Below are 20,693 nucleotides of genomic sequence, written 5' to 3'. Positions count from 1 at the left end.
CGCTATTCCGGTAAACCAACCCATCTCAATCGGCATGCCATCCGTCGGATTATCGGAGGTTTTTGTGACCTTGCCAGCTCACGAACCGGTGGCGATCGTCGGAATGCACTGCCGGTTCCCGGGTGACTGCGATTCTCCCGCCGAGTTGTGGCAACTGCTCATCGAAGGACGGAGTTTCCGTACGGGGCTGCCGAACAACCGCGGCTGGGACCTGGGACGCCTCACCCAACCGGACACGAGCGCCGCCGGAGTGACATACGTCCGGTACGGCGGGTTCCTGGATCGCGTCGGTGACTTCGACGCCGCCTTCTTCGGTGTGGGTCCTCGCGAGGCCACGGCCATGGATCCGCAGCAGCGGTTGCTGCTGGAGTGCGTGTGGGGGGCAGTGGAGAACTCCCGTACCGCGACGGGGGCGCTGCGGGGTTCCCGGACCGGGGTGTACGTGGGGATCAGCGACAGCCGCTATCTGTGCCGCCTGGGTCGACCCGAGGCGGATCTCGAGGCGTATCTGCCGACCGGTCTGTCGGTGAGCGCGGCGGCCGGGCGGATCTCGTACGCCCTGGGCCTCCACGGGCCCGCGCTCTCGGTGGACACGGCGTGTTCCTCGTCCCTTGCCGCCCTTCACCTGGCCACACGAGCCCTGCGTACCGGGGAGTGCGAGAGCGCGATCGTGGCCGGCGTGTGCGTCATGGCAGAGCCGGATGTCCTGGTGTACTTCTCCCGCCTGGGCGCTGTCACCGCGGATGGGCGCTGCAAGTCCTTCGCGGCCGAGGCGGACGGTTTCGCACCGGCGGAAGGTGTCGCCGCGGTGATGCTGATGCCGCTCGGCCGCGCCCGTGCCGAGGGCCGCCGGGTGCTGGCCGTCATCCGCGGCACGGCTCTGAACGAGGACGGGACCGGCGACGGGCTGACCGTTCCCAATGGCTCCGCCCAGCGCGCGGTGATCGCCGAGGCGCTGCGGGACGCAACGCTGCGCCCCGGGCAGATCGGCATGGTCGAGGCGCATGGAACCGGGACCCCGGTGGGCGACCCGATCGAAGCGGCCACGCTGCTGGACACATACGCCGTCGGCCGCTCGCCGGACTCGCCCGTCTGGGTCGGCTCGCTCAAGTCCAACATCGGCCACACGCAGGCAGCGGCCGGAATGGCCGGACTCGTCAAGGCGGTTCTGGCCCTGACCCACGAGGAAATGCCCGCCACTCTGCACGCCGTCAACCCGACCCCCGCGGTGGACTGGTCGGCCGGGACCATGCGTCTGCTGCACACAGCCCGCCCATGGCCACGCGGCGACGAACCGCGCCGGGCCGGTGTGCTGGCGTACGGGATCAGCGGCACCAACGCTCACGTGGTGGTCGAGGAGGCCCCCGAACCGCCCGTCCGCGCACGGCGTCCCGCGCGGCGGAACCCGGGGACGGTGGTGTGGCCCGTGTACGCCGCGACGGCCGAGGCACTTCCCGCGCAGGCCCGGGCGCTGGCGCGCCACGTGCGCGAGCACCCGGGCCTGGACGTGACGTCCGTGGGCCTGTCCCTGGCGACGACGCGCACACCGCTGCCCGAACGCGCTGTGGTGTCCAGCGAGGACACCGCGTCCTTGCTGGCCCGCCTCGATGCCCTGGCCGAGGGTCGGCAGACGGACGGTGTGGCGCGGTCACGAGCCACGGGTGGGCACGGGCACGGCCCTGTGTTCGTCTTCCCGGGGCAGGGCGCCCAGTGGGACGGCATGGGAGCGCGGCTGCTGGACGAGTCCCCCGTGTTCGCGGAGGCCTTCGCCCGGTGCGCGCGAGCGCTGGGCCCGTGGACGGACCACGACGTCGAGCAGGTGGTGCGCGCGGCCCCCGGCGCACCGTCGCTGGAGCGGGCCGAGGTGGTGCAGCCTGCGCTCTTCGCCATGTACGTGGCCCTCGCGGAGCTGTGGCGAGCGCATGGGGTCCAGCCGGCGGCGGTGATCGGACACAGCCAGGGCGAGATCGCGGCCGCGTGCCTGTCGGGCTTCCTGTCCCTGGAAGAGGCCGCTCGCGTGGTGGCCCGGCGCAGCCGGCTCCTGCGGGCGGTCACGGCGCGGGGAGCCATGGTGTCGCTTGCCGTTCCCGCCGCACGCGCCGAGAAGATTCTGGCGCCGTGGGCGGGACGGCTGGAGGTGGCGGTGGCCAATGGCCCGGCCGCGACCGTCGTAGCGGGTGACGCAGACGCCGTTGACCACCTGCTCGGGGTCTGTGCTTCCCAGGAAGTGTGGGCGCAACGGCTGCCAGTGGACTACGCGTCGCACAGCCCCCATATGGAAGCCGTACGCGACGACCTGCTCAGGGACCTCGCGGGCACGTGCCCGGCGGCCGGCGGCATCCCGATGTTCTCGTCGACCACGGGAGAACCGGTGGCCGAAGGCGAGCTGAACGCCGACTACTGGTACCGGAACCTGCGTCGGCCCGTGCTGTTCGAAAGGGCGGTGCGCAGGAGTCTGGAGGCGGGCTTCACACGGTTCGTCGAGGTCTCTCCGCACCCGGTGCTGACGGGGCCTCTGCGGGACATCCTCTCCGACGCAGGGATCGACGGAGGCGTGAGCGGCTCGCTGCGCCGTGACAGGGGTGGTCTGGACGGCTTCGCATCCGCCCTGGGCGCGGCCCACGCGGAGGGAGCCGACGTCGACTGGTCCACGCTGTACCCGGACGCCGAACCCGTCGATCTGCCGACCTACAGCTTCCGGCACCGGAACTACTGGCCCGCGCCCTCGCCACGTACTCCCGAACTCGCCTCGGCCGGCCTGGAGGACGGCGGGCATCCGTTGCTCCCGGCAGTGACCGACCTGCCCGACGGCACTGTGATGTGCACGGGGCGGCTTTCCCTGGACGCTCAGCCGTGGCTGGCCGATCACGCCGTGCACGGCACGGTCCTGGTGCCCGCAACGGGCATGGTGGAACTGTTGCTGTACGGAGCACGCCGCGTCGGCCGGCAGGCTCGGCTGGAGGACGTCCTCTTCCACGCCCCGCTGATCGTCCCGGACTGCGGCGTCGACATCCAGCTCCACTGCGCGGCCGAGAGCGACGGGCGGCACCGTCTCACTCTGTACTCGCGCGGCCACTCCGGTACGGGGCGGTGGACTCGGCACGCCGAGGCATCGACCGCCGACGCCGACGCCGCCCAGGCGTCTCCTCCCGTGCCCGTCCGGCCGTGGCCGCCCCACGGCGCGGAGGAGGGCGCGGCCCCCGACTGCTACCGGGCCCTTGAGGACAAGGGGTACGCGTACGGCCCGTGCTTCCGCAATCTCACCGCCGCCTGGCGGCAGGGCGGGACCTGGTACACCGAGGCGCGATTGGACGACGGTGCACAGCACAACGGGTTTGCCGTGCACCCGGCCCTGCTGGACGCGCTGTTGCACGGCCTGCTCGTGGACGGCGGACCCGAGCGGACGCTGCTGCCGTACGCCATCGGTTCCGTTGAGGTCTTCGCCGAGGGAGCGACCGAACTGCGTGCCTCCCTCACGGCCTCGGAGACCGAGTGCATCGGTCTGGAGGCCACGGATGCGGTGGGGCGCGCAGTCGTCCGGATCGAAGGCCTGCGGCTGCGGCCCACCACCGCGCTGAAGCTCCGTTCGGCGCTCGCCGTGGCGGACGCCACGCTGTTCACTCCGTTCTGGGACGTGCTCCCGGCACGGGAGGGAGTGGAGCCCGGCGCGGACTGGGTCGGTGCGGGCCCCGGCACCGGTCTGCCGGTGAGCCGTTCCTTCGAGGACATGGCCGCCGTGGCGGACTCGGTGGCGACCGGCGACCCCGTGCCGGGCACCGTGCTGCTCGACTGCCGGGACACCACGGGTGAGACGAGCGGTCGCAACGTATCGTCTGCTCTGGAGCGGCGCCTGACCCGCTTGCTGCACGAGGTGCGCACGTTCCTCACCCGCGACGAACTGAGCGGCGCCCGGCTCGCGGTGCTGACCCGCCGCGTCCATCCCACCTCCTTCGGGGAGGAAGTGCGGGACCTGGTGGGGGCGGCGTGCGCGGGGCTGCTGCGCTCGGTGCACAGCGAGTACCCCGGCCGGGTCCTGCTGATCGACACCGACGCGGGTGACCCGTCCCCCGCGGCGCTGGCCACCGCCGTGGGATCCGCGCGCCCCGAGGTCGCCGTGCGCAACGGCGGGATCCTCGTCCAGCGGCTCCGGTCCGCCCACGACGAAGGGCTCGCCCTTCCTGTCGAGGACGACCGGCCCTGGAGTCTGGTCCCGGCGGCCGGGCATACGCTGGAGGACATCCGAGCCGTTCCGGTCGCCGGCTTCCCCGACCGGGTGGAGGACGGCAAAGTGCGGATCAGGGTGCACTCCACAGGGATGAACTTCCGCGACGCCGTGATGTGTCTGGGCATGGTGCAGGGGAAAGGCATCGGGATCGAGGTAAGCGGCACCGTCGTGGAGACCGGCGTCGGCGTCAGCACGCTGCGCCCCGGCGACCGCGTGGCCGCCTCGCTGGTCCCACAGGCCCGAGGATACGCGCCACTTGTGGACGTGGACCACCAACTGGTGGTGCCGATCCCGGAGAAGTGGACCCTCGCACAGGCGGCCACGGTGACCGGGGCCTTCCTGACGGCACAATATGCCCTGATCGACCTGGCCGGCGTACGACCGGGCGAGAAGGTCCTCATCCACGCGGCCGCCGGAGGGGTGGGTATGGCGGCCGTACAGCTGGCACACGTCCTGGGTGCGGAGGTCTACGCCACGGCCAGCCAAGGCAAACAAGAGCTCGTCGCGGCCATGGGCGTTGCCCGGGGCCGCATCGCCGACTCGCGCACCCTGTCCTTCGAGGACGACCTGTTCCGGGCCACCGGCGGCACCGGGTGCGATGTGGTCCTGGGCAGCCTCTCCGGGGAGTTCGTGGATGCCTCCCTGCGCCTGCTCAGGAGGGGTGGCCGGTACCTTGAGATGGGGAAGACCGACACCCGCGACCCGGACGAGGTCGCCGCGGCCCACCCCGGCGTCACCTATCGCGCCTTCGACCTCGCCGATCACTCCGCGCCGGGTGTCGCGCTGCGGTGGCTCATGGGCAAGTTCCAGGACGGGGCGCTGACTCCGTTGCCCTTCCGTACGTGGTCGGTCCGCCAGGCACGCGACGCGCTGCGCTTCCTCAGCCGGGGCCTCAGCACCGGAAAGATCGTCCTGACCCAGCCCCCCGTCCTTTCCCCCGAGGGCACCGTGCTGATCACGGGCGGCACCGGCACCCTGGGATCGCTGCTCGCCCGTCATCTCGCGGACGTCCACGGCGTACGGCACCTTCTGTTGCTGAGCCGCCAGGGCGAACGAGCCACGGGCGCGCGGGAGCTGGCCGAGGAACTGTCCGTGCACGGCGTCACGGTGACCTTCACCGCCTGCGACGTAGCGGACAAAGCCGCGCTCGCGCAGGCTCTCGCCTCGGTCTCGCCCGAACACCCCCTGACCGCCGTCGTGCACGCCGCCGGCGCGCTCGACGACGGCCTGGTCTGCGACCTCACCCCCGAGCGTCTGCGGACGGTCCTGCGCGCCAAGGCCGACGCCGCGTGGCACCTGCACGAGCTCACCCGCAACGTCGACCTCAGCGTCTTCGTGCTGTACTCCAGCATGGCGGGCCTGGTCGGCACCCCGGGCCAGGCGAACTACGCCGCAGCCAACGCCTTCCTGGATGCACTGGCCCACCACCGCCGGCAGCAGGGGCTCCCCGCAGTCTCCCTGTCCTGGGGCCTGTGGCAGGAGACCAGCGGGCTGACGGCGGGTCTGGGGGCCGCCGACCAGGCACGCCTGTCGCGGCACGGGCTCAAGCCGCTGACGACCCGGCAGGCACTGGCGGGATTCGACGCCGCACTGGGCCTGGACCACCCGCATGTCGCCGTCACGGCACTGGCACGCCACGCGCCCGCACAGGAGCCCGACGGGCTGCTGGCCTCCATGTTCCGCCATCGCCCGGCCCCGACCCGGTCCACCGCCACCACGGCGGCGGACAGCGAGCACGAGCGTCTCCTGTCCCTGCCGTCCGAGGAACGGCTCTCTGCCCTCACCGACCTGGTCCGCGCCCAGGCGGCCGCGGTTCTGGGGCACGCCGGCAAGGAGAGCATCCGCAGCGATCAGTGCTTCCGCGACCTGGGCATCGACTCCCTCGGCTCGGTTGAGCTGCGGACCCGGCTGGCCCGTACGACCGGTGTCCGCCTCGCCGTCACTGCCGTGTTCGACCACCCCACGCCCGCGCGCCTGGGCGAGCACCTCGGCGGCCTGCTGGTTCCGAAGGCCCGGACGTCCGCCGAGAACGACGAAGACGGTTTCGTCACGGAAGTTCTGAATGCCTGGGCCCGAGGCGACGTCGAGGAGGGGCGACGACGGCTGAGGGAAGGCGCGACACGCCGCTCCTTCACCGGTCGCCACGAGCAACTGCACACCGGAGAGTGGGTACGGCTGAGCGAGGGACCGGCCGGTCCGGGACTCGTGTGCCTGCCGCCCTTCACCACCGCTCCGTCCTCGACGCCGTACACCACCCTGGCGGGGCTCTTCGACGGACGGCGCACGGTACGGTCCGTCGCCCTCCCCGGGGCGCTGGACGACGAGCTCCTGCCCGCCTCCATCCGTACCTTGACGGAAGCCTGGGCCGAGTTCCTCGCCCGGTCGGCGCCACCGTGGCCGTACGTCCTCCTGGGGCACTCCTCCGGCGGTCTACTGGCCCACGCGCTCGCCCAGACCCTCCAGGAGCGTGGCACGCCTCCTGCGGGGCTGGTGCTGCTGGATCCTCCGTTGCTTCGCTCGGCTCCCGAGCGCCTGGCCCGTGAACTCGCCGCACGGGTCAGCCTGGCCCGGTCGCTCGTCACCTCGGCCATGCTGACTGCCGCGGGCAATTACGCCGACCTGTTCGCCGACTGGACTCCGGCTCCGCTCGACGTTCCGACCCTGCTCGTCCACCCAGAGGACAGCAACCTGCCCGAGAACTGGCCGTGCCCGCACACGGCCTGCGCCGTCCCGGGCGATCACTTCTCCCTGCTCACAGAACACGCGGGACACACGGCGCAGTCGGTCGAGGACTGGCTGACCGCCCTGGAACAGTCCGCCGCACCAGAACACGCGGACCCTCACCGCCCGGCTCGATAGGAGACACCCGGTGAACACCCATCCGCCAACAGCCGATTCCGCGTCTGCCGGCTACCCGGATGCGATCCTGCGCGTCCTCTCGGAGTCGCCCGATCGAGAGGTGCTGATCGCCTCGGACGGACGCCGGATCACCGCCCGTACGCTTCGCGACGACACGTACCGACTGGCGCGAGCCCTTCACCAGCGGGGAGTCGGCCGTGGCGTGTCCGTGGCCCTCCTGACCGGCAACACCCCGGAAGCCGTTCAGGCCCGCTACGCCATCACGCTCGCCGGAGCCCGGCTGGTGTCCCTGTACGAGACGACCGACCCCGCGGCCCTCGCCGCGTTCCTCGACGGGGCCGGCTGCGCGCTGCTGCTCGTCGACCTCACACGGACCGACACCGCGAGGGCACTGCTGCCCCTGATCGAACGGACCACGGTGTGCGGCCTCGGCACCGACGAGCTCGGCGAGGACCTCCTCGCGCGTGCTACCGAGCACCCACCCGGTCCGTTCGCGGCGGCGGTCCGCCCCGAGGAGGACTGGAGTGTCGTGTCCACCGGCGGGACGACGGGCGGCTCCCGGGGCGTACGCATCGCCCACGCTGCCTACAGCGCCATGCTCGCGGTTCCCGTACCGGGGCTCGGGGACCCGCCCCGCCTCCTCGTGTGCACGGGATTCGTCTCCTCCACCGGCGCCCTTACCGACCTCACCCTCCTGCAGGGAGGCACGGTCGTCCTCCAGCCGTCCTTCGACCCCCGCGAACTCCTCGCCGCGATCGAGCAGGAGCGCGTGACCGTGATGTGGCTGCCGCCCCCGCTGCTCAGGCGGCTTCTCGACGAGCCCTCCCTGCCCACCACCGACGTGTCGAGCCTCGCCCGGATCATGTACGGGGGCTGCGCCGCCTCGGCCTCCCTGCTGCGGCGGGCCATCAAGGTCTTCGGCCCCATCTTCCAGGGGTGCTACGGGCAGACCGAGGCCGGCCCCATCAGCTCCCTGCTGCCGCACGAGCACGAGAGCGATCTGGCCGACCGCGACGGAGCCGTCTCCGTGGGGCGGCCGATGCCCGGTGTCGAGGTCTCCGTACGCGACCGGAACGGCGAGCCTCTGGAACCCGGACAGGAAGGTGAGATCTGGGTGCGCTCTGCAGTCGTCATGTCCGGCTACTGGAAACGCGACGGTCTCACCCGTGAGGTGCTGCGCCCGGACGGCTGGTTGCGGACAGGGGACCTCGGCCGCTTCGACGAGCAGGGCAAGCTGTCCGTCCTCGACCGGCTCACGGACACGCTGTTCGTGTCCGGAGGGGACCGGCTGGTGCGCGTGCACCCCGCAGACCTGGAAGAGCTGCTCGCAGCCCATCCGTCGATCAGTGAATGCGCGGTCTTCGGAGCGAGCGGTGCCGATCTGAGGGAGGAGATCCATGTCGCCGTGGTTCCCACCCCGGGCAGTCGAGTGGAGCTGGAGGAGGTCGGTGCCTTCCTCACGGAGCAGAAGGGGGCGCATTGCGCCCCTGCCGCGCTGCACACGCTGACGAGCCTTCCCCTCACTCCCCGGGGCAAGCCGGACAAGCGGGCACTGCGGAACAGCCTCGGCCTGGCGACCTCCCGACAGCCGGACCACAGTGCGACGGGGTAACGGAGCAAGGGAGAGGTCGGCGAGTGCCGGTCGATGCCCGGCCGGCCTGCGCGTGTCCAGGGACCCCGCGCGGTCCCTGGACGTTGCTCACCAGGAAACCGGCATCTCATGGACCCCGTAGTTCATCGAGTCCGAACGGAATCTCAGCTCTCCGAGCGGCCGGTCGAGGCACAGTCCGGGGAAACGACGCAGCAGCGCGGGAATGGTGACCTGGAGCTCCAGCCGGCCCAGGCTCTCACCCGGACAGCGGTGTGGCCCGTGTCCGAAGCCCAGGTGGTAACGAGCCTGTCGGCCGACGTCCAGTCGGCCGGGTTCCTCGAAGACCCGCGGGTCCCGATTGGCCACGTCTCCCGCGAAGATCACGCCGTCGCCGGCCCGGATGACGCCGCCCGACACCTCGATGTCCGCCGTGGCCACACGGCGTCGGCCGCTCTGCGCGACGGACAGGAAGCGCATGAGCTCGTCCACGGCGCGGGCGACGTCCTGCGGATCGCCGTCACGGACGCGCACGAGTTGGCCGGGGTGCTGGAGCAGCAGACAGGAACCGAGCGCGATCATGTTGGCGGTCGTCTCGTGTCCGCCCAGGAGGATCAGTAGGCCGTCGCTCGCGCACTGCTCACGGCTGATCCGCCCGGCGGCCATCTCGTGAGCCAGCACGCTCATCAGGTCGTCGGCGGGATCCTCGGCCTTGGCGTCGGCCAGGGCCGCGAGGTAGTCCAGAATCCGACGCCATGCCGCGGAGGCGACTTCGGCGCTGCTGTTGATGTCGGTCAGTGCGACGCAATCCCGCTCGAAGAACTCGTGGTCCGCGTACGCCACGCCCAGGAGCTCACAGATGACGCGTGAGGGAACGGGCAACGCAAAGGCAGTCATCAGATCGCAAGGCGGTCCCATCTCCTCCATCGCATCCAACGCAGAGGAAGTGATCTCCTCGATTCGGGGGACCAACGCCCGCATACGACGCGCGGAGAAGCCGGGGAGGAACCGGCGTCGGTGCTCACTGTGTTCCGCGCCGTCCATCCTCAGGAACGTCCGGGTCCTACCCGCCGCCTGGGAGCCCGGGCTGAAGAACGGATAATTCGGGTGACGGTCGTCCGCGCTGATCCTGGGGTCGGCGAGAAGCAACCGTTGTTCCTCGTAACCCGAGATCACCCAGGCCGTTCCCCCGTTCCACAACCTCACCCGGGGCAAGCCCTCCTGTTCGAGCCACCTCATGCGCTCCGGCGGCGGATCGAACGGCGCCTCGGGATCACGCCTGGAACTGAATTCCGGAAGACACTCTGCAGTGTGATCCATCCCGCCCCTTCAGCAGCAGACGAACATCCGACTTGGTGAACTGGACGACAGCGGAAAGAGGCGTCCTCCTCCGCTTCCCCCAACCCGAGAAGCAAGGGGAAGGGATTCGCCCTGTGCCATGCGACCGCACATTCCACTGACGATCGGCAGAGGAACGGCGGGAAGCGGCGCTGAAGTAGGTAGTCACCCTCAGGCTGTCGTCAGCCCCGCCATTCTTCCGCGCCGGCGAAGGCACGGTGCCGCGGCGTCAATCAGTCACTCGGAAGGGGGAGAAGCGGTCCGGGCGGCGGAGGCCGTCGAGCCCTTGGGCCATGTCGCCCCGAGACCATCGCAGGGGTCACCGCAGGGGCCATCGCAGGGGTCACCGTCCTCCTCACGGGTAGTGGCGAACCACCGGATCGAGCAGGCACCTACGCAGGCCGTCGGTGACCGCCTCGTCGGAATCGTCACCTGGAGACCTCTATCGACCCTCCGAACGAGTGACGGCATTGCGAATGCCGGAGGGACCTGGCGGGACACATGTCATGCTCGGGCGGGACGAGGGAGGACGGAGCGCGTCGAGCAGGAGGTCCGGGTGACGGCGTCGTTCAGCCGCGCCCCGATGTTCAGCCGCGCCCCGGTCCGGGGGACCGCCACGCCGGTCTTGCGCACCCCCATCCCGGCGTGACAGGAGAGTCCCGGTGAGCCGACCCATCCGCTCCGGCCTCGCTTCAGCAGACAACCCCTCCCCCGCGTCACCACGCCTGGGCCTGGTTCTCACGGTCATCGCCGCCGCCCAGCTGATGGTGGTTCTGGACTCCACCATCGTGAACATCGCGCTACCGGAGATCCAGCACGGCCTTGCGTTCTCGTCCACCGGCCTGCAGTGGGTGGTCACCGCGTATGCGCTCGCGTTCGGCGGGCTGTTGCTGCTCGGCGGTCGGGCCGGCGACATGTTCGGGCACCGCCGGACGTTCCTGGTCGGCATCGCCCTGTTCGCAACAGCCTCCCTGCTCGGAGGGCTTGCCGCTGTCCCCTCGTGGCTGGTGGCGTGCCGGGCCCTGCAAGGCGCCGGAGCGGCCATGGCCTCCCCGGCCGCCTTGGCGCTGATCGCCTCGACCTTCCCCGAAGGAGGACCTCGTAACCGGGCCATGGGCGTCTACGCCGGCATGGGCAGCAGCGGTGGCGCGATCGGCCTGTTGCTCGGCGGACTGCTGACCGAGTACGTCTCCTGGCGCTGGGTCATGTTCGTCAACGTCCCCATCGGGGCCCTCGTACTGCTGGTCGCCGCGCGCGCCGTGCCGAAGACCGCGGTCTGCCGCGGGCAACTGGACCTGCCCGGTGCAATCACCGCGAGCGGCGGCCTCGCCCTGCTGGTGTACGGCCTGTCCAACGTCTCCGGACACGGCTGGGGTGCGACGTCGACCCACGGCCCATTGATCGCCGCTGCGATCCTGCTCGCGGGCTTCCTCTTGATCGAACGGTTTGCCGCGCAGCCCCTGGTACCGCTCCACCTCTTCCGCGACCGCAACCGCTCCGGCGCCTATGCCATCATGCTGGCCATCGGTGCTGTCATGTTCGCGATGTTCTTCTTCACCACGCAGTACGAGCAGAACGTCCTCGGTTACAGCCCGCTCCGGTCAGGCGTGGCCTTCCTGCCCTTGACCGTGACCCTGGTCGTCGTGGCCACCGTGGTCTCACGGGTACTGGGCGACCGGACCGGCACCCGGCTCGCCGTCACCACCGGGCCCCTTGGTCATGACCGTCGGGCTGTTCTGGGCCACCACGGTGAACACCCACAGCAGCTACCTGGACCTGCTCGGGCCGTTCGTGATGACGTCTGCCGGTGTGGGCATCAGCTTCGTCCCGCTCACCCTCATCACCGTGGCCACGGTCCGGCCCGAGGATCGCGGCATCGCCGCCGCCCTGCTCAACGCCTCCCAGCAGATCGGCGGTTCATTCGGCCTGACGGCCCTCGTCACCGTTGCCGGCAACGCGGCCAGGGACTGGGAGCGCCGTCCCGGCACGGCCCGGGTGCCCGCTGAGGAGCTGGCCCATGCAGCCTTCACACAGGGCTACCACCAAGCCTTCCTGACGGCCGGTTTCATTACGCTGGCCGCGTTCCTGATCGCGACAGCCGCCATCCGCACCCGGCCCGAACCCGTCAGCAAGGCCATCGCCCCCGTGCCCGACCCCGGCTGACCGGCCCCTCCCCCGAGGTGGCGGGGCCGATCCGTTACGAGCTGGGCGACACTGGCCGGACCGCGCTCACTTACCGGGGCAACGTCGCCGCAGTGGCTAACGCCCGGCACTGAGCGCCCTCCAGCGACACGCCACGGAAGGGGCGTCGACGCCCGGTTTCCTCGCCGAGGGTCGGGCGAAGGCCAAGCCGGCGCCCGTATGCCGTGCCTGGAGTTCAGACCGGAAGGCCCGGGGTCGAGAGAGGGGAGACAGCGGTGTCTCAGCGCGTGCGGGAGTGGTGGGGCAAGATCCCCGATGGGGCCGGAGCGGTCTTGGACGGGATCGAGCGTCGCCACCAGGCCCTTGTGCTGATCGCGGCGTTCTGGCGGGATCGCGTATGCAACTGTCGCCGTCGTCAGCGTCCCGTCCCGGCCGTGAACATCTCTGCCCGCCGTAGCGGTGGGGCAGCGCCTCGGTGGGCGAACATTCCCCACTGCCGGGCTCGTGGGCAGGTGCCGGGCTGTCCCGGACACCTCCGGACAAGGGCTCTGGCCAGCCGGGACACGAAGCCGACTGTCCCGGACAGCCGGCACTGTTGTCACCTCTCGCATGCAGTCGCAACACTTCAGTCCTCCGGTCAGCCGGCCCGGCCTGAACGGCGCCAACGCTCGAAGGCGGGCGAAGCGCGGTGGCTCCTGCTGACCGGTACGCCTCTATGCGAAGGGAATCCGGCCATGTACTTACGACGTCTGGCTGCTGGCCTCGGAGTCGCTGCGGCCCTCGCCGTCGGCACCCCTGCACTCACTGCATCCCCGGCTTCCGCGGCCGACTGCTGGGACCCCAACGAGCAGTCCGGGGGGACCTACGTCAGGACGAAGAACGGCGACCCCGTCTACCACCACGGCCCTTACGGCGCCTGCCCCGGGGGAAGGGTGTACACGTGGTCCGTGAACCTCACCTGCCACTACCAGAACTCGGCTGGCAGCCACTGGTTCTACGCCCGCGACATCGGCTGGATCTACCACAGCTACCTGAGCATGAGCGGCAGCGAGTGGCCTGCACGCACCTGCACGCGCAGGTGGTGAGAGCTGCCCAGGCGTGCGGCGCTGGCGTAGGCAAGGCCCCGGAGTACGGGCCCCTGCGGGCGCAGTGCTGGTCCGGGTCGGCGTACTGGGCCGTCCCCCTGCATTCCGGGAAGAGCGGTTGTCTCAGTTCTCGCGTCGAGCAGTAAAGAGTGTGAACGTTCTGTATATGTTGAGCGCCGCTCAATTCCCCGCTCGTTGAGCCCACTATGACGCAACCGCCGCCCGGATACGGCCACCCCCAGCAGTCCCCGCCGCACCCGTATGCGCTGAAGCCGGCTCGGCGCTGGTGGCAGCACCCGGCGCTCGTCATCACGGCACTGGTCTTGTTGCCGCCCGGCGGCATCGCACTCGCGTGGCTCAGTCACTGGAGCCACACGAAGAAGATCACCGCCACCGCCCTCGCCGGCCTCTGGTTCATCACACCGTTCCTCGGCGACCCGCCAAAGGACCCGAAGGATGACGCCAAGCCGAAGGCCGCTGTGACCACCCCCTCCGCGAGCCCGACCCCCAGCGGACCACCCAGCCTTGTGGGCCAAAATCTCAAGACGGCCAAGGCCGCGGCCTACGACGCCGGGTACAGCACTATCTCGCACGATGCCTCGGACGACGACGCCAGGCAGTGGGACGACGACAACTGGAAGGTGTGCTTCCAGGCTGTCTCGGCCAAGAAGGCCGGCAGGATGCCCACGCTCGACTTCGGCGTGGTCCGCAACGAGTGGCCGTGCCCTGCGAAGGACGACGAGCCGATCCCCTACCCGAAGATGCCGAAGGCCGTCGGCCAGACCTTCGCGAAGGCGTCCGTGATGATCAAGCCGCTCGCTTTCAAGGCGATCGAGGCCGCCAGCGCCTACACCGACCTCACCCTCCCTACCAAGGTGGACGACTGGACAGTCTGCTTCCAGGAGCCGGAGGCGGGCGAAAAGATCCAGCACCCGAAGACCAGCACGGCGCATCTCAAGGTGACCGCGCCGGGCACTGCGTGCCCGAAGACGGAGTTCACCGAGCTGCACCCGGACCCGACGCCGCCCAGCACGGGCGATGGCGACTCTGATGACTCCAGCTCCTCGTCGTCCGACGGCTCCTCCAGCTCCGGCGGGGGCGGCAGTGTCGACACCGTCGCCCCCGGCGCCTACTGCTCCACTCCCGGATCGACGGGCGTCAACAAAAGGGGCGTCGTATACACCTGCAAGGGCCCTGGCCAGGAACGCTGGCGCCGCTGAGCACCGAGGCCCCCACCCGGAAGGCAGTCTCAAACGGTCACATAAGGAAGCATTCTATTCGGCACTGAACCACGAACAGCGGTACCCATGGCGTCTTCGACGAGGAGAAGGGCTGGGCGGAGAGCCGCTCGGGCAGCTGGAAATGGGCTTCGGATGGCCGTTGGCTGACCGTGTACACCAGGACGCAGGCGAAAGGGATCCAGAGACGGCGGTGGATCAGGGCGACGGCATACAGCGCCGTCAAGGGCCGTGCTGGGTGCCAGGTGCAGGCGGCGCGCTCCCGGGCCTCGAACCGGGTTCCGGCTGCCCTCTCCCGGCGGCAGCCAAGCCGGTACGGAGCCGGTTGCTCATGGGCCAGGGGTTCTCCCACGTCTTCCGGCTTCCCGTCCGCGCCCCGCTCAGCCGCCGACGGCCGGACAGGACCCGGACCGGGGCGGCCTTCCGGAGCGGGGCTGACCGCCATGCGCCCACCGGGCGGCCTGGGTGACACCTTCGATCGGCAGCGCCCTGATGTAGGTGCGGCCGTTCGACGAGGCCCCGGACGGCAGTCCTTTGCCACCGTCCGGGAAGCCTCCGCCCCGATCAGCCCAAGACCTTGATCACGAAGGTCGCTCGGTTGTTGGCCGGGTTCTGGTCGTCGTCGCTGGTCACCACGATGGAGCCGCCTTCCAGGTTGCCGGCGGGCCGTTCGGGCTTGATGTAGGCCAGGACCTGGGCGGTTACACGGGCGGACACGTCCTGCCCGGCCGGGAAGGTGCAGCGCACCCCTTGCATCCCTCTGACCAGCACGAACACCCTCGGATAGTCCCGAACGGGCGTTCCCGTGGCAGTCAAGACGGCCATGTCCATCTCCCTCGGCGAACGGGCAGCCGCTGTCTTGGATGACAGCGAAGCCCTCTACGCCTGGTGCGGCACGAAGGACAACTGGCGGTGTGATGCGCACCGGGCGATGCGGCGCACCGTCGGGATCGTGCTGAAGCAGGGCCGGGCCTGAAGGTGGGAGCGGTGGGGGCGCGGAGTGATCGGGGCGCGTGGGGCAGGTGCCTGGTGCGCTGGTGTCTGCGCCTGTGACGGCGTAAGTGATGGTCGCATTTGTGTGGTTGAAGGGTTGAGTCCCTGGAAGCAAGTGTTCCGGTCCGTTGTTTCGTTCCCGGCTTCACCGTTCACGTAAGGAAGTGTCATGAACTCCAATCTCCGTGTCGGTCTTGCCACTGCTGTGGGTGCCACGGCCCTCGTCGTGGGCGGAGCAGCGATCGTCGCGCCGGCCCCTTATGCCGACCAGGCGGCCTGTGCTCAGGGCGTGGCCAGGACCACGGCTCTGGGGCCCGGCATGTCACGCGCTGTCGGGCAGAGCGATGGGTGGCCCGGCTTGTGCCTGAGGGCGGCTGGGTCGCCCCACTACGCCGGGCCGCACGGCCCGGCGTTCCCATGTGCTCAGACGTTGGCCCCCGCCACTCTTTCAGGCGGATTGCATCGCCACTGGGTGTAGTCCGGGATGTTCCGGGCACTTCCGGGCTAGGTGCAGATTCCGCACTGAACTGAGTACTGACAGCAGGGGGTTCTTCATGCATCAGCAGGAGTTGTACGAACCGCCGGTGATGGTGGAGGTCGGTGACTTCGCCGATCTGACGCGCGGCGAGGCCATCGGGGCGCAGTACGAGGGTGGATTCCCTCCCTATGAGTGGTACTTGGGCCCCAGCTGAGGTCGGGGCCGTCAACCTATGCCCGGTGACGTGTGGTTCGCGGTCCTCCCGGACGGTGAATCGGGCGCGGCCGCTGCGCGACTGCTGCGCCCCTGGGCGACCGAGGCCGTCCCCCACCACTCCGGCCGGCCGTGGTTGCTGGGCTGCTGGCCGGACGGGCATGTGACGGTGGGCGCGGCAGGGGCGCGGCGGCTGGCGGTGATCGGGCGCTGCCCGGTCACCCCTGATGCGCTGTCCGCGCGAGCCGGCCAGGTCCGTGACCTGGCGGACGTGGAGCGGGCCGCCCAGGGCCTGACGGGCAGCTTTCATCTTCTGGCCTCGGTGGACGGCCGGGTCCGGGCCAGGGGCAGCGCATCCGGGGTGCGGCGGCTCTTCCACGCACGCGTGGGCGGGGTGGTGGTGGCCGCCGACAGAGCGGACAGGCTCGCCGTGGCGGCCGCGGCTGCGACGGGGGCCGGGCCGGGCGTGGACGAGGGGCTCCTGGCTCTTCACCTCCTGGCCTCGCATCCTCCGTATCCGCTGGACGAGCGGTGCGTGTGGCGGGGCGTACAGGGCCTGCGTCTCCATGACTGCCTGCTGATCGAGGCGGACGGACGGGCCCGTACACAACGGTGGTGGAGCCCTCCGGAGGCGGAACTCACCCTGACACAAGGGGTGCCCGCGGTGCGCGAGGCGCTGACCGCCGCGGTGCGCGCTTGCACGGCCGGCGGCGGCACGGTGAGCTCGGACCTCTCAGGAGGCCTGGATTCCACCAGTCTGTGCTTCCTGGCCGCCCAGGAGCAGGACCGGAGGCAGCCGGAGAAGGCCCGGCTGGTGACCCTGCGCTGGCAGAGCCTCGACCCCGACAACGACGACAACGCCTGGGCCGCACACGCCACCGCCATGCTTCCCGGCATCGAGCACGTGACACCCTCCGCCCGTGAATGGCCCCTGTGGTACAGCGGCTTGACGGATCTGACCGGCAGCACGGTCCCTACCGACGAACCGGGCCCCTGGGTACGCGACAGCGCCAGAATCGCAACGATGGCCCGTCTGATGACCGCCCGCGGGTCACGCCTGCACATGATGGGCGGAGGCGGGGACGAACTCTTCTCCGCGCTTCCCCCGCACCTGCACGATTACGTCCGAAGCCATCCGCTGGCGGCGTTCGCCCGCATCCGCACACACCGCGACTCCCAGCGCTGGCCCTTGTGGCCGCTGCTGCGCCAGCTCGCCGACCGCCGGACCTTCGCCCAGTGGCTGGCGGCCTGGGCGGACAGCCTCATCGAGCCGGAGCCGCCTCCCACCGCACCAGGCCGCCGCCGCGCCCCCTCGACGGCGTGGGGCATGGACCTGCCCATGCCCTCATGGGCGACCCCCGAGGCGGTCCGCACCGTGCAGAGCCTGCTCCGCGAAGCCGCCGGGACCGCCGAGGCCCTCGCGCCCCGACGGGGACAGCACGCGGCGCTCACCTGCGTACAGGCCGGCGGGCGCGGCGTCCGCCAGCTGGACCACGTGTTCTCCCGCAAGGGACTGGCGTACGCCGCGCCCTACCTCGACGACAACGTGCTCGAAGCGGCGCTCGCCATCCGCGTGCCCGAACGCAGCACCCCCGGCCGGTACAAACCAGTACTCGCCGCCGCGATGGACGGCATCATCCCCGACTCCGTCCTGCGCCGGCGCACCAAAGGCGAATACAGCGCCGACTTCCACCACAGCCTGCGCCACAACCGGGCCACGCTGGTAGAGCTGTTCGACGACTCACACCTCGCCCGGGCCGGACTGATCGACACCACGGCCATCCGCACCAGCTTGCTCGGGGTCCACCCCACACCGAACGCACTGCGCTCCCTCAACCCCAGCCTCGGCAACGAGATCTGGCTCCGTACCCGTGCCGGGAGCACCTGCCCACCGAGCCCCGCGGCCCCCCAAGGAGCATCGTGAGCCTCGCCCTGCGCCATGACGCCTGCGCGACGGACACCGGGGACGGCATGTGCTGCTAGACGAGGTCACCGGCCGGTACTGGCAGCTCAACGGAACCGCGGCCCTCATCCTGCGCACCCTGCTCGGCGGCGCCGCCCTGGCCGACACGGCGTGCAGGCTCCGCGAGGCCTACCCCCAGCTCACCGTCGAACGCTCCCGCAGCGACACGGCAGGACGCTCCTCGCTGACGCCGTGGTCGCCAGAGCGGCTTCGCCGCCGCTCTCCAGCCCCGCCACCCGGCGCCCGATGGTGCGTACCGAGATGCCGAGCTCGTCGGCCTTGGTCCGATAGCGGACCATCTTCGGCAGCGCCGGATCGTAGCCGGGACGCGGCTCGCCCTCGCCAGCCAACTCACGGCTGCCTGACCGGTAGCCGTAGAGAACCTCCCGGACGTGCTCGGCTCTCTCCGGCAGTTGCCGTCGTTCCTCAAGGCCCAGCCGGGACAGCACAACGGACGCCAGATCCATGTCGTCGGCCGAGGATGGTCCCGGCCCGTCGGCTGGCCCCGGCAGCGCCGGGGGCCCGCACGGCCCTGCCTCGCGCGCCGCCAAGGACGCGGTGCTCTCCTCGCTGAAGACCCACCCCGCACACCGCTCACATGACCAATCCGTACCCAAATGTCGAAATTCAACGCTGCATAGTCAGCACCAAGTCAGCACGGGAGTCAGCACCTGAGCGCCGGATCACCCCAATCACGACATTACTCCCTCGGGTATCGAGATCATGGCGACCTCCGACGAGGAGGTCGGCTCCCGTTCCTCGCGGGCTCTCTTCGAGGAGCGGGCCCGCGCCTGCGGCGCCGTGCTCGTCTGCGAGGGCACGGCCGAAGGCGGGGGCCTCGCAGACGGCTCACAAAAGCTGCGGCACGTTCGAAGTCAGGGGCGCGCTTGTGCAGGTGCAAGCTGCAACTGGTGACACCTGCTGCACCCCACCGGTGACTCAGCTATGCGCCTTCGCAGCCTGAATGCCAGGGCCGATTCCCGCCAGCGCCGGCGATCACCGTCTCGTTTCATTGAACCAGCAACCAATGACGAGGAGGATCCATGAACGGCAAGACGGTTCTGGTGACAGGCGGCAGCCGGGGCATCGGGGCGGCGATCGCACTGGCCATGGCCGAGGCGGGAGCCGATGTGGCCATCACCTACACGGCCAAGGAGGCGGCGGCCAAGGAAGTGGTCCGCAAGATCGAGGCAACCGGCCGCAGAGGGGTCGCCGTCAGGGCGGACGCGGGCGACGCCGGTGACGCGGCGGGCGCCGTCAACTGGGCGGTGCAGACACTCGGCCGGCTCGATGTGCTGGTCAACAACGCGGGCGCGGGCATCCTGGGCCCGCTGGGCGAGTTGACACCGGCCGACGTCGACCGCGTGCTCGCGGTCAACGTACGGGGTGCCTTCCTCGCCTCGCAGGCCGCAGCGGGCCACATGGGCCAGGGCGGCCGGATCATCACCATCGGTACCTGCATGACCCAGCGGGTACCCGGCCCCGGCGGAACGCTCTACGCGATGAGCAAGTCGGCGCTGACCGGGCTCACCAAGGCCCTCGCCCGGGAACTCGGCGAACGGGGCATCACCGCCAACATCGTCCACCCCGGGCCGGTCGACACCGACATGAACCCGGCCGACGGGCCCCACGCGGCCCCTCAGGCCGCGATGACGGCCCTCGGCCGGTTCGGCCGCCCGGAGGAGGTCGCGGCCATGGTTCTCTTCCTCGCCGGAGACGGGGCTGCCTACACCACCGGATCCGAGTTCTCCGTCGACGGCGGCCACGCCGCCTGATCGAGCCGGACAGTGCCCTGCCTCCCCGTCGCCTGGCCTTCGACGGCGGGAGGCAGGGCTTCGACCGTAGAAAGCCGCCTCCCCCAGGGGGCCACCACCAAGGAGTCTTGATGGAGAACAGGCAGGAGACCGGGCTGATCGTGCGGCCCGAGGAGGCCGAGTACGTAACGCTGCCGCACCGCGGAGGCTTCCGGCTGCTGGCCGATGCCGGCGATACCGGCGGGGCACTGGGTGCCAACCACCTTGCTCTTGGTGAGGGCGCCGACGGCGCACGGCCGCATTACCACGCGCTGTCGACGGAGCTCTTCTACGTACTCGACGGGAGGGTGGAGTTCCTTGTCGGCGAGGAGAGAGTGTCGGTGGGGCAGGGCGGCATGGTCGTCGTGCCGCCCAAGGTGGCGCATGCTTTCGGTGCCGCTGCCGGTTGCACCGCCGAGCTCCTGGCGGTCCTGACGCCGGGTGTCGACCGCTTCGGATACTTCCGGGCGCTGGGCCGTATCCAGCACGGCCTGGACTCCTTCGACAGCCTGCTGCCCGAACAGGCCCGTTACGACGTGCACTTCCTCGAAGCGGCAGCCTGGCGTCCCGCCCGGACCACGTAGCGGCTCGACAGCGCCCGACCCGGACTCAGCCCGCCCTTGGCGCCGACTGGTGATGATCGAAGGTGTGGACGCCCTCGACGAACCGGCGCCCGGGTCTCCCCCTCGCTCCTGCATGGCGGCAGCAGTGCGAAGTTCATGGCGAATCTGGACCACGAGGCGGTGACCTTCCCTTCGAGCGATGGAGTGCCCCCTGG

At 70.5% G+C, this 20,693-nt stretch carries 14 protein-coding genes and 1 pseudogene; 12 read left to right on the top strand and 3 right to left on the bottom strand.

The genetic code is table 11. From position 1 onward, the window contains the following. The first annotated feature begins 64 nt into the window (after nt 1-64). Both AS857_RS05615 and AS857_RS05610 read left to right on the top strand, forming a co-directional pair. Nucleotides 65-7,084 carry a type I polyketide synthase gene (locus AS857_RS05615; protein ID WP_216823947.1) on the top strand — a complete coding sequence of 2,340 codons (7,020 nt, stop codon included), beginning with the start codon at nt 65-67 and terminating at the stop codon, nt 7,082-7,084. A gap of 10 nt (nt 7,085-7,094) precedes the next feature. Next, nucleotides 7,095-8,696, top strand: a complete 1,602-nt coding sequence (locus AS857_RS05610; RefSeq protein ID WP_058041969.1) for a class I adenylate-forming enzyme family protein — start codon at nt 7,095-7,097, stop codon at nt 8,694-8,696. 87 nt (nt 8,697-8,783) lie between these two features. Here the strand turns inward: AS857_RS05610 and AS857_RS05605 are convergent, their stop codons facing one another. Continuing rightward, a complete protein-coding gene (locus tag AS857_RS05605) occupies nt 8,784-9,992 on the bottom strand; it encodes a cytochrome P450 (RefSeq protein ID WP_058041968.1) in 1,209 nt (402 codons plus the stop codon). A 680-nt stretch (nt 9,993-10,672) separates the two neighbouring features. On the opposite strand from AS857_RS05605, the gene AS857_RS37235 reads away from it, so the two are divergent. The 4 genes from AS857_RS37235 to AS857_RS05585 all read left to right on the top strand — a co-directional run bounded on the left by AS857_RS37235 (nt 10,673) and on the right by AS857_RS05585 (nt 14,457). Then, entirely contained in the window at nt 10,673-12,016 is a 1,344-nt protein-coding gene (locus tag AS857_RS37235) for an MFS transporter (RefSeq protein WP_079110091.1), read from the top strand. Continuing rightward, on the top strand, nt 12,006-12,173 hold the full coding sequence (locus AS857_RS39820) for a hypothetical protein (protein ID WP_160330187.1): 168 nt from the start codon (nt 12,006-12,008) through the stop codon (nt 12,171-12,173). Before AS857_RS37235 ends, AS857_RS39820 begins: the two co-directional genes overlap by 11 nt. 713 nt (nt 12,174-12,886) lie before the next feature. Next, the gene (locus AS857_RS05590; RefSeq protein ID WP_058041965.1) at nt 12,887-13,237 is read left to right on the top strand and encodes a hypothetical protein; all 351 of its coding nucleotides are present in this window, start codon (nt 12,887-12,889) and stop codon (nt 13,235-13,237) included. 206 nt (nt 13,238-13,443) lie between these two features. Continuing rightward, nucleotides 13,444-14,457: a hypothetical protein gene (locus AS857_RS05585; protein ID WP_058041964.1), complete on the top strand. Its 1,014-nt coding sequence runs from the start codon at nt 13,444-13,446 to the stop codon at nt 14,455-14,457. A gap of 582 nt (nt 14,458-15,039) precedes the next feature. Here the strand turns inward: AS857_RS05585 and AS857_RS05575 are convergent. Further along, a complete protein-coding gene (locus AS857_RS05575; RefSeq protein ID WP_216823946.1) occupies nt 15,040-15,300 on the bottom strand; it encodes a hypothetical protein in 261 nt (86 codons plus the stop codon). On the opposite strand from AS857_RS05575, the gene AS857_RS39815 reads away from it, so the two are divergent. From AS857_RS39815 to AS857_RS41065, 4 genes and pseudogenes are all read left to right on the top strand, one after another. Then, nucleotides 15,299-15,451 (top strand): hypothetical protein, encoded by a 153-nt coding sequence (locus AS857_RS39815; protein ID WP_216823945.1) that lies wholly within the window; start codon nt 15,299-15,301, stop codon nt 15,449-15,451. The genes AS857_RS05575 and AS857_RS39815 overlap by 2 nt on opposite strands. A 571-nt stretch (nt 15,452-16,022) precedes the next feature. Continuing rightward, nucleotides 16,023-16,160, top strand: a complete 138-nt coding sequence (locus tag AS857_RS38575) for a lasso RiPP family leader peptide-containing protein (RefSeq protein ID WP_107105498.1) — start codon at nt 16,023-16,025, stop codon at nt 16,158-16,160. A gap of 18 nt (nt 16,161-16,178) precedes the next feature. Next, nucleotides 16,179-18,083 (top strand): asparagine synthase-related protein, encoded by a 1,905-nt coding sequence (locus tag AS857_RS05570; RefSeq protein ID WP_058041961.1) that lies wholly within the window; start codon nt 16,179-16,181, stop codon nt 18,081-18,083. A 49-nt stretch (nt 18,084-18,132) separates the two neighbouring features. Beyond that, nucleotides 18,133-18,228, top strand: a pseudogene (locus AS857_RS41065) (PqqD family peptide modification chaperone); the annotation flags it as partial. A gap of 34 nt (nt 18,229-18,262) precedes the next feature. On the opposite strand, the gene AS857_RS40225 reads toward AS857_RS41065, so the two are convergent. Then, nucleotides 18,263-18,589, bottom strand: coding sequence for a hypothetical protein (locus AS857_RS40225; RefSeq protein ID WP_058041960.1), 327 nt, complete (start codon nt 18,587-18,589; stop codon nt 18,263-18,265). A gap of 576 nt (nt 18,590-19,165) precedes the next feature. On the opposite strand from AS857_RS40225, the gene AS857_RS05560 reads away from it, so the two are divergent. Together AS857_RS05560 and AS857_RS05555 are read left to right on the top strand one after the other, a co-directional pair. After that, the gene (locus AS857_RS05560; protein ID WP_058041959.1) at nt 19,166-19,897 is read left to right on the top strand and encodes an SDR family oxidoreductase; all 732 of its coding nucleotides are present in this window, start codon (nt 19,166-19,168) and stop codon (nt 19,895-19,897) included. 110 nt (nt 19,898-20,007) lie between these two features. Continuing rightward, the gene (locus AS857_RS05555) at nt 20,008-20,499 is read left to right on the top strand and encodes a cupin domain-containing protein (protein WP_058041958.1); all 492 of its coding nucleotides are present in this window, start codon (nt 20,008-20,010) and stop codon (nt 20,497-20,499) included. Nucleotides 20,500-20,693 lie beyond the last annotated feature (194 nt).

The organism is Streptomyces roseifaciens (genome assembly GCF_001445655.1).
In the GTDB taxonomy this organism is placed as follows: Bacteria; Actinomycetota; Actinomycetes; order Streptomycetales; family Streptomycetaceae; genus Streptomyces; species Streptomyces aureoversilis.
The sequence above is the reverse complement of the archived record's forward strand: the minus strand, read 5'-3'. Positions and strand labels throughout refer to the sequence as shown.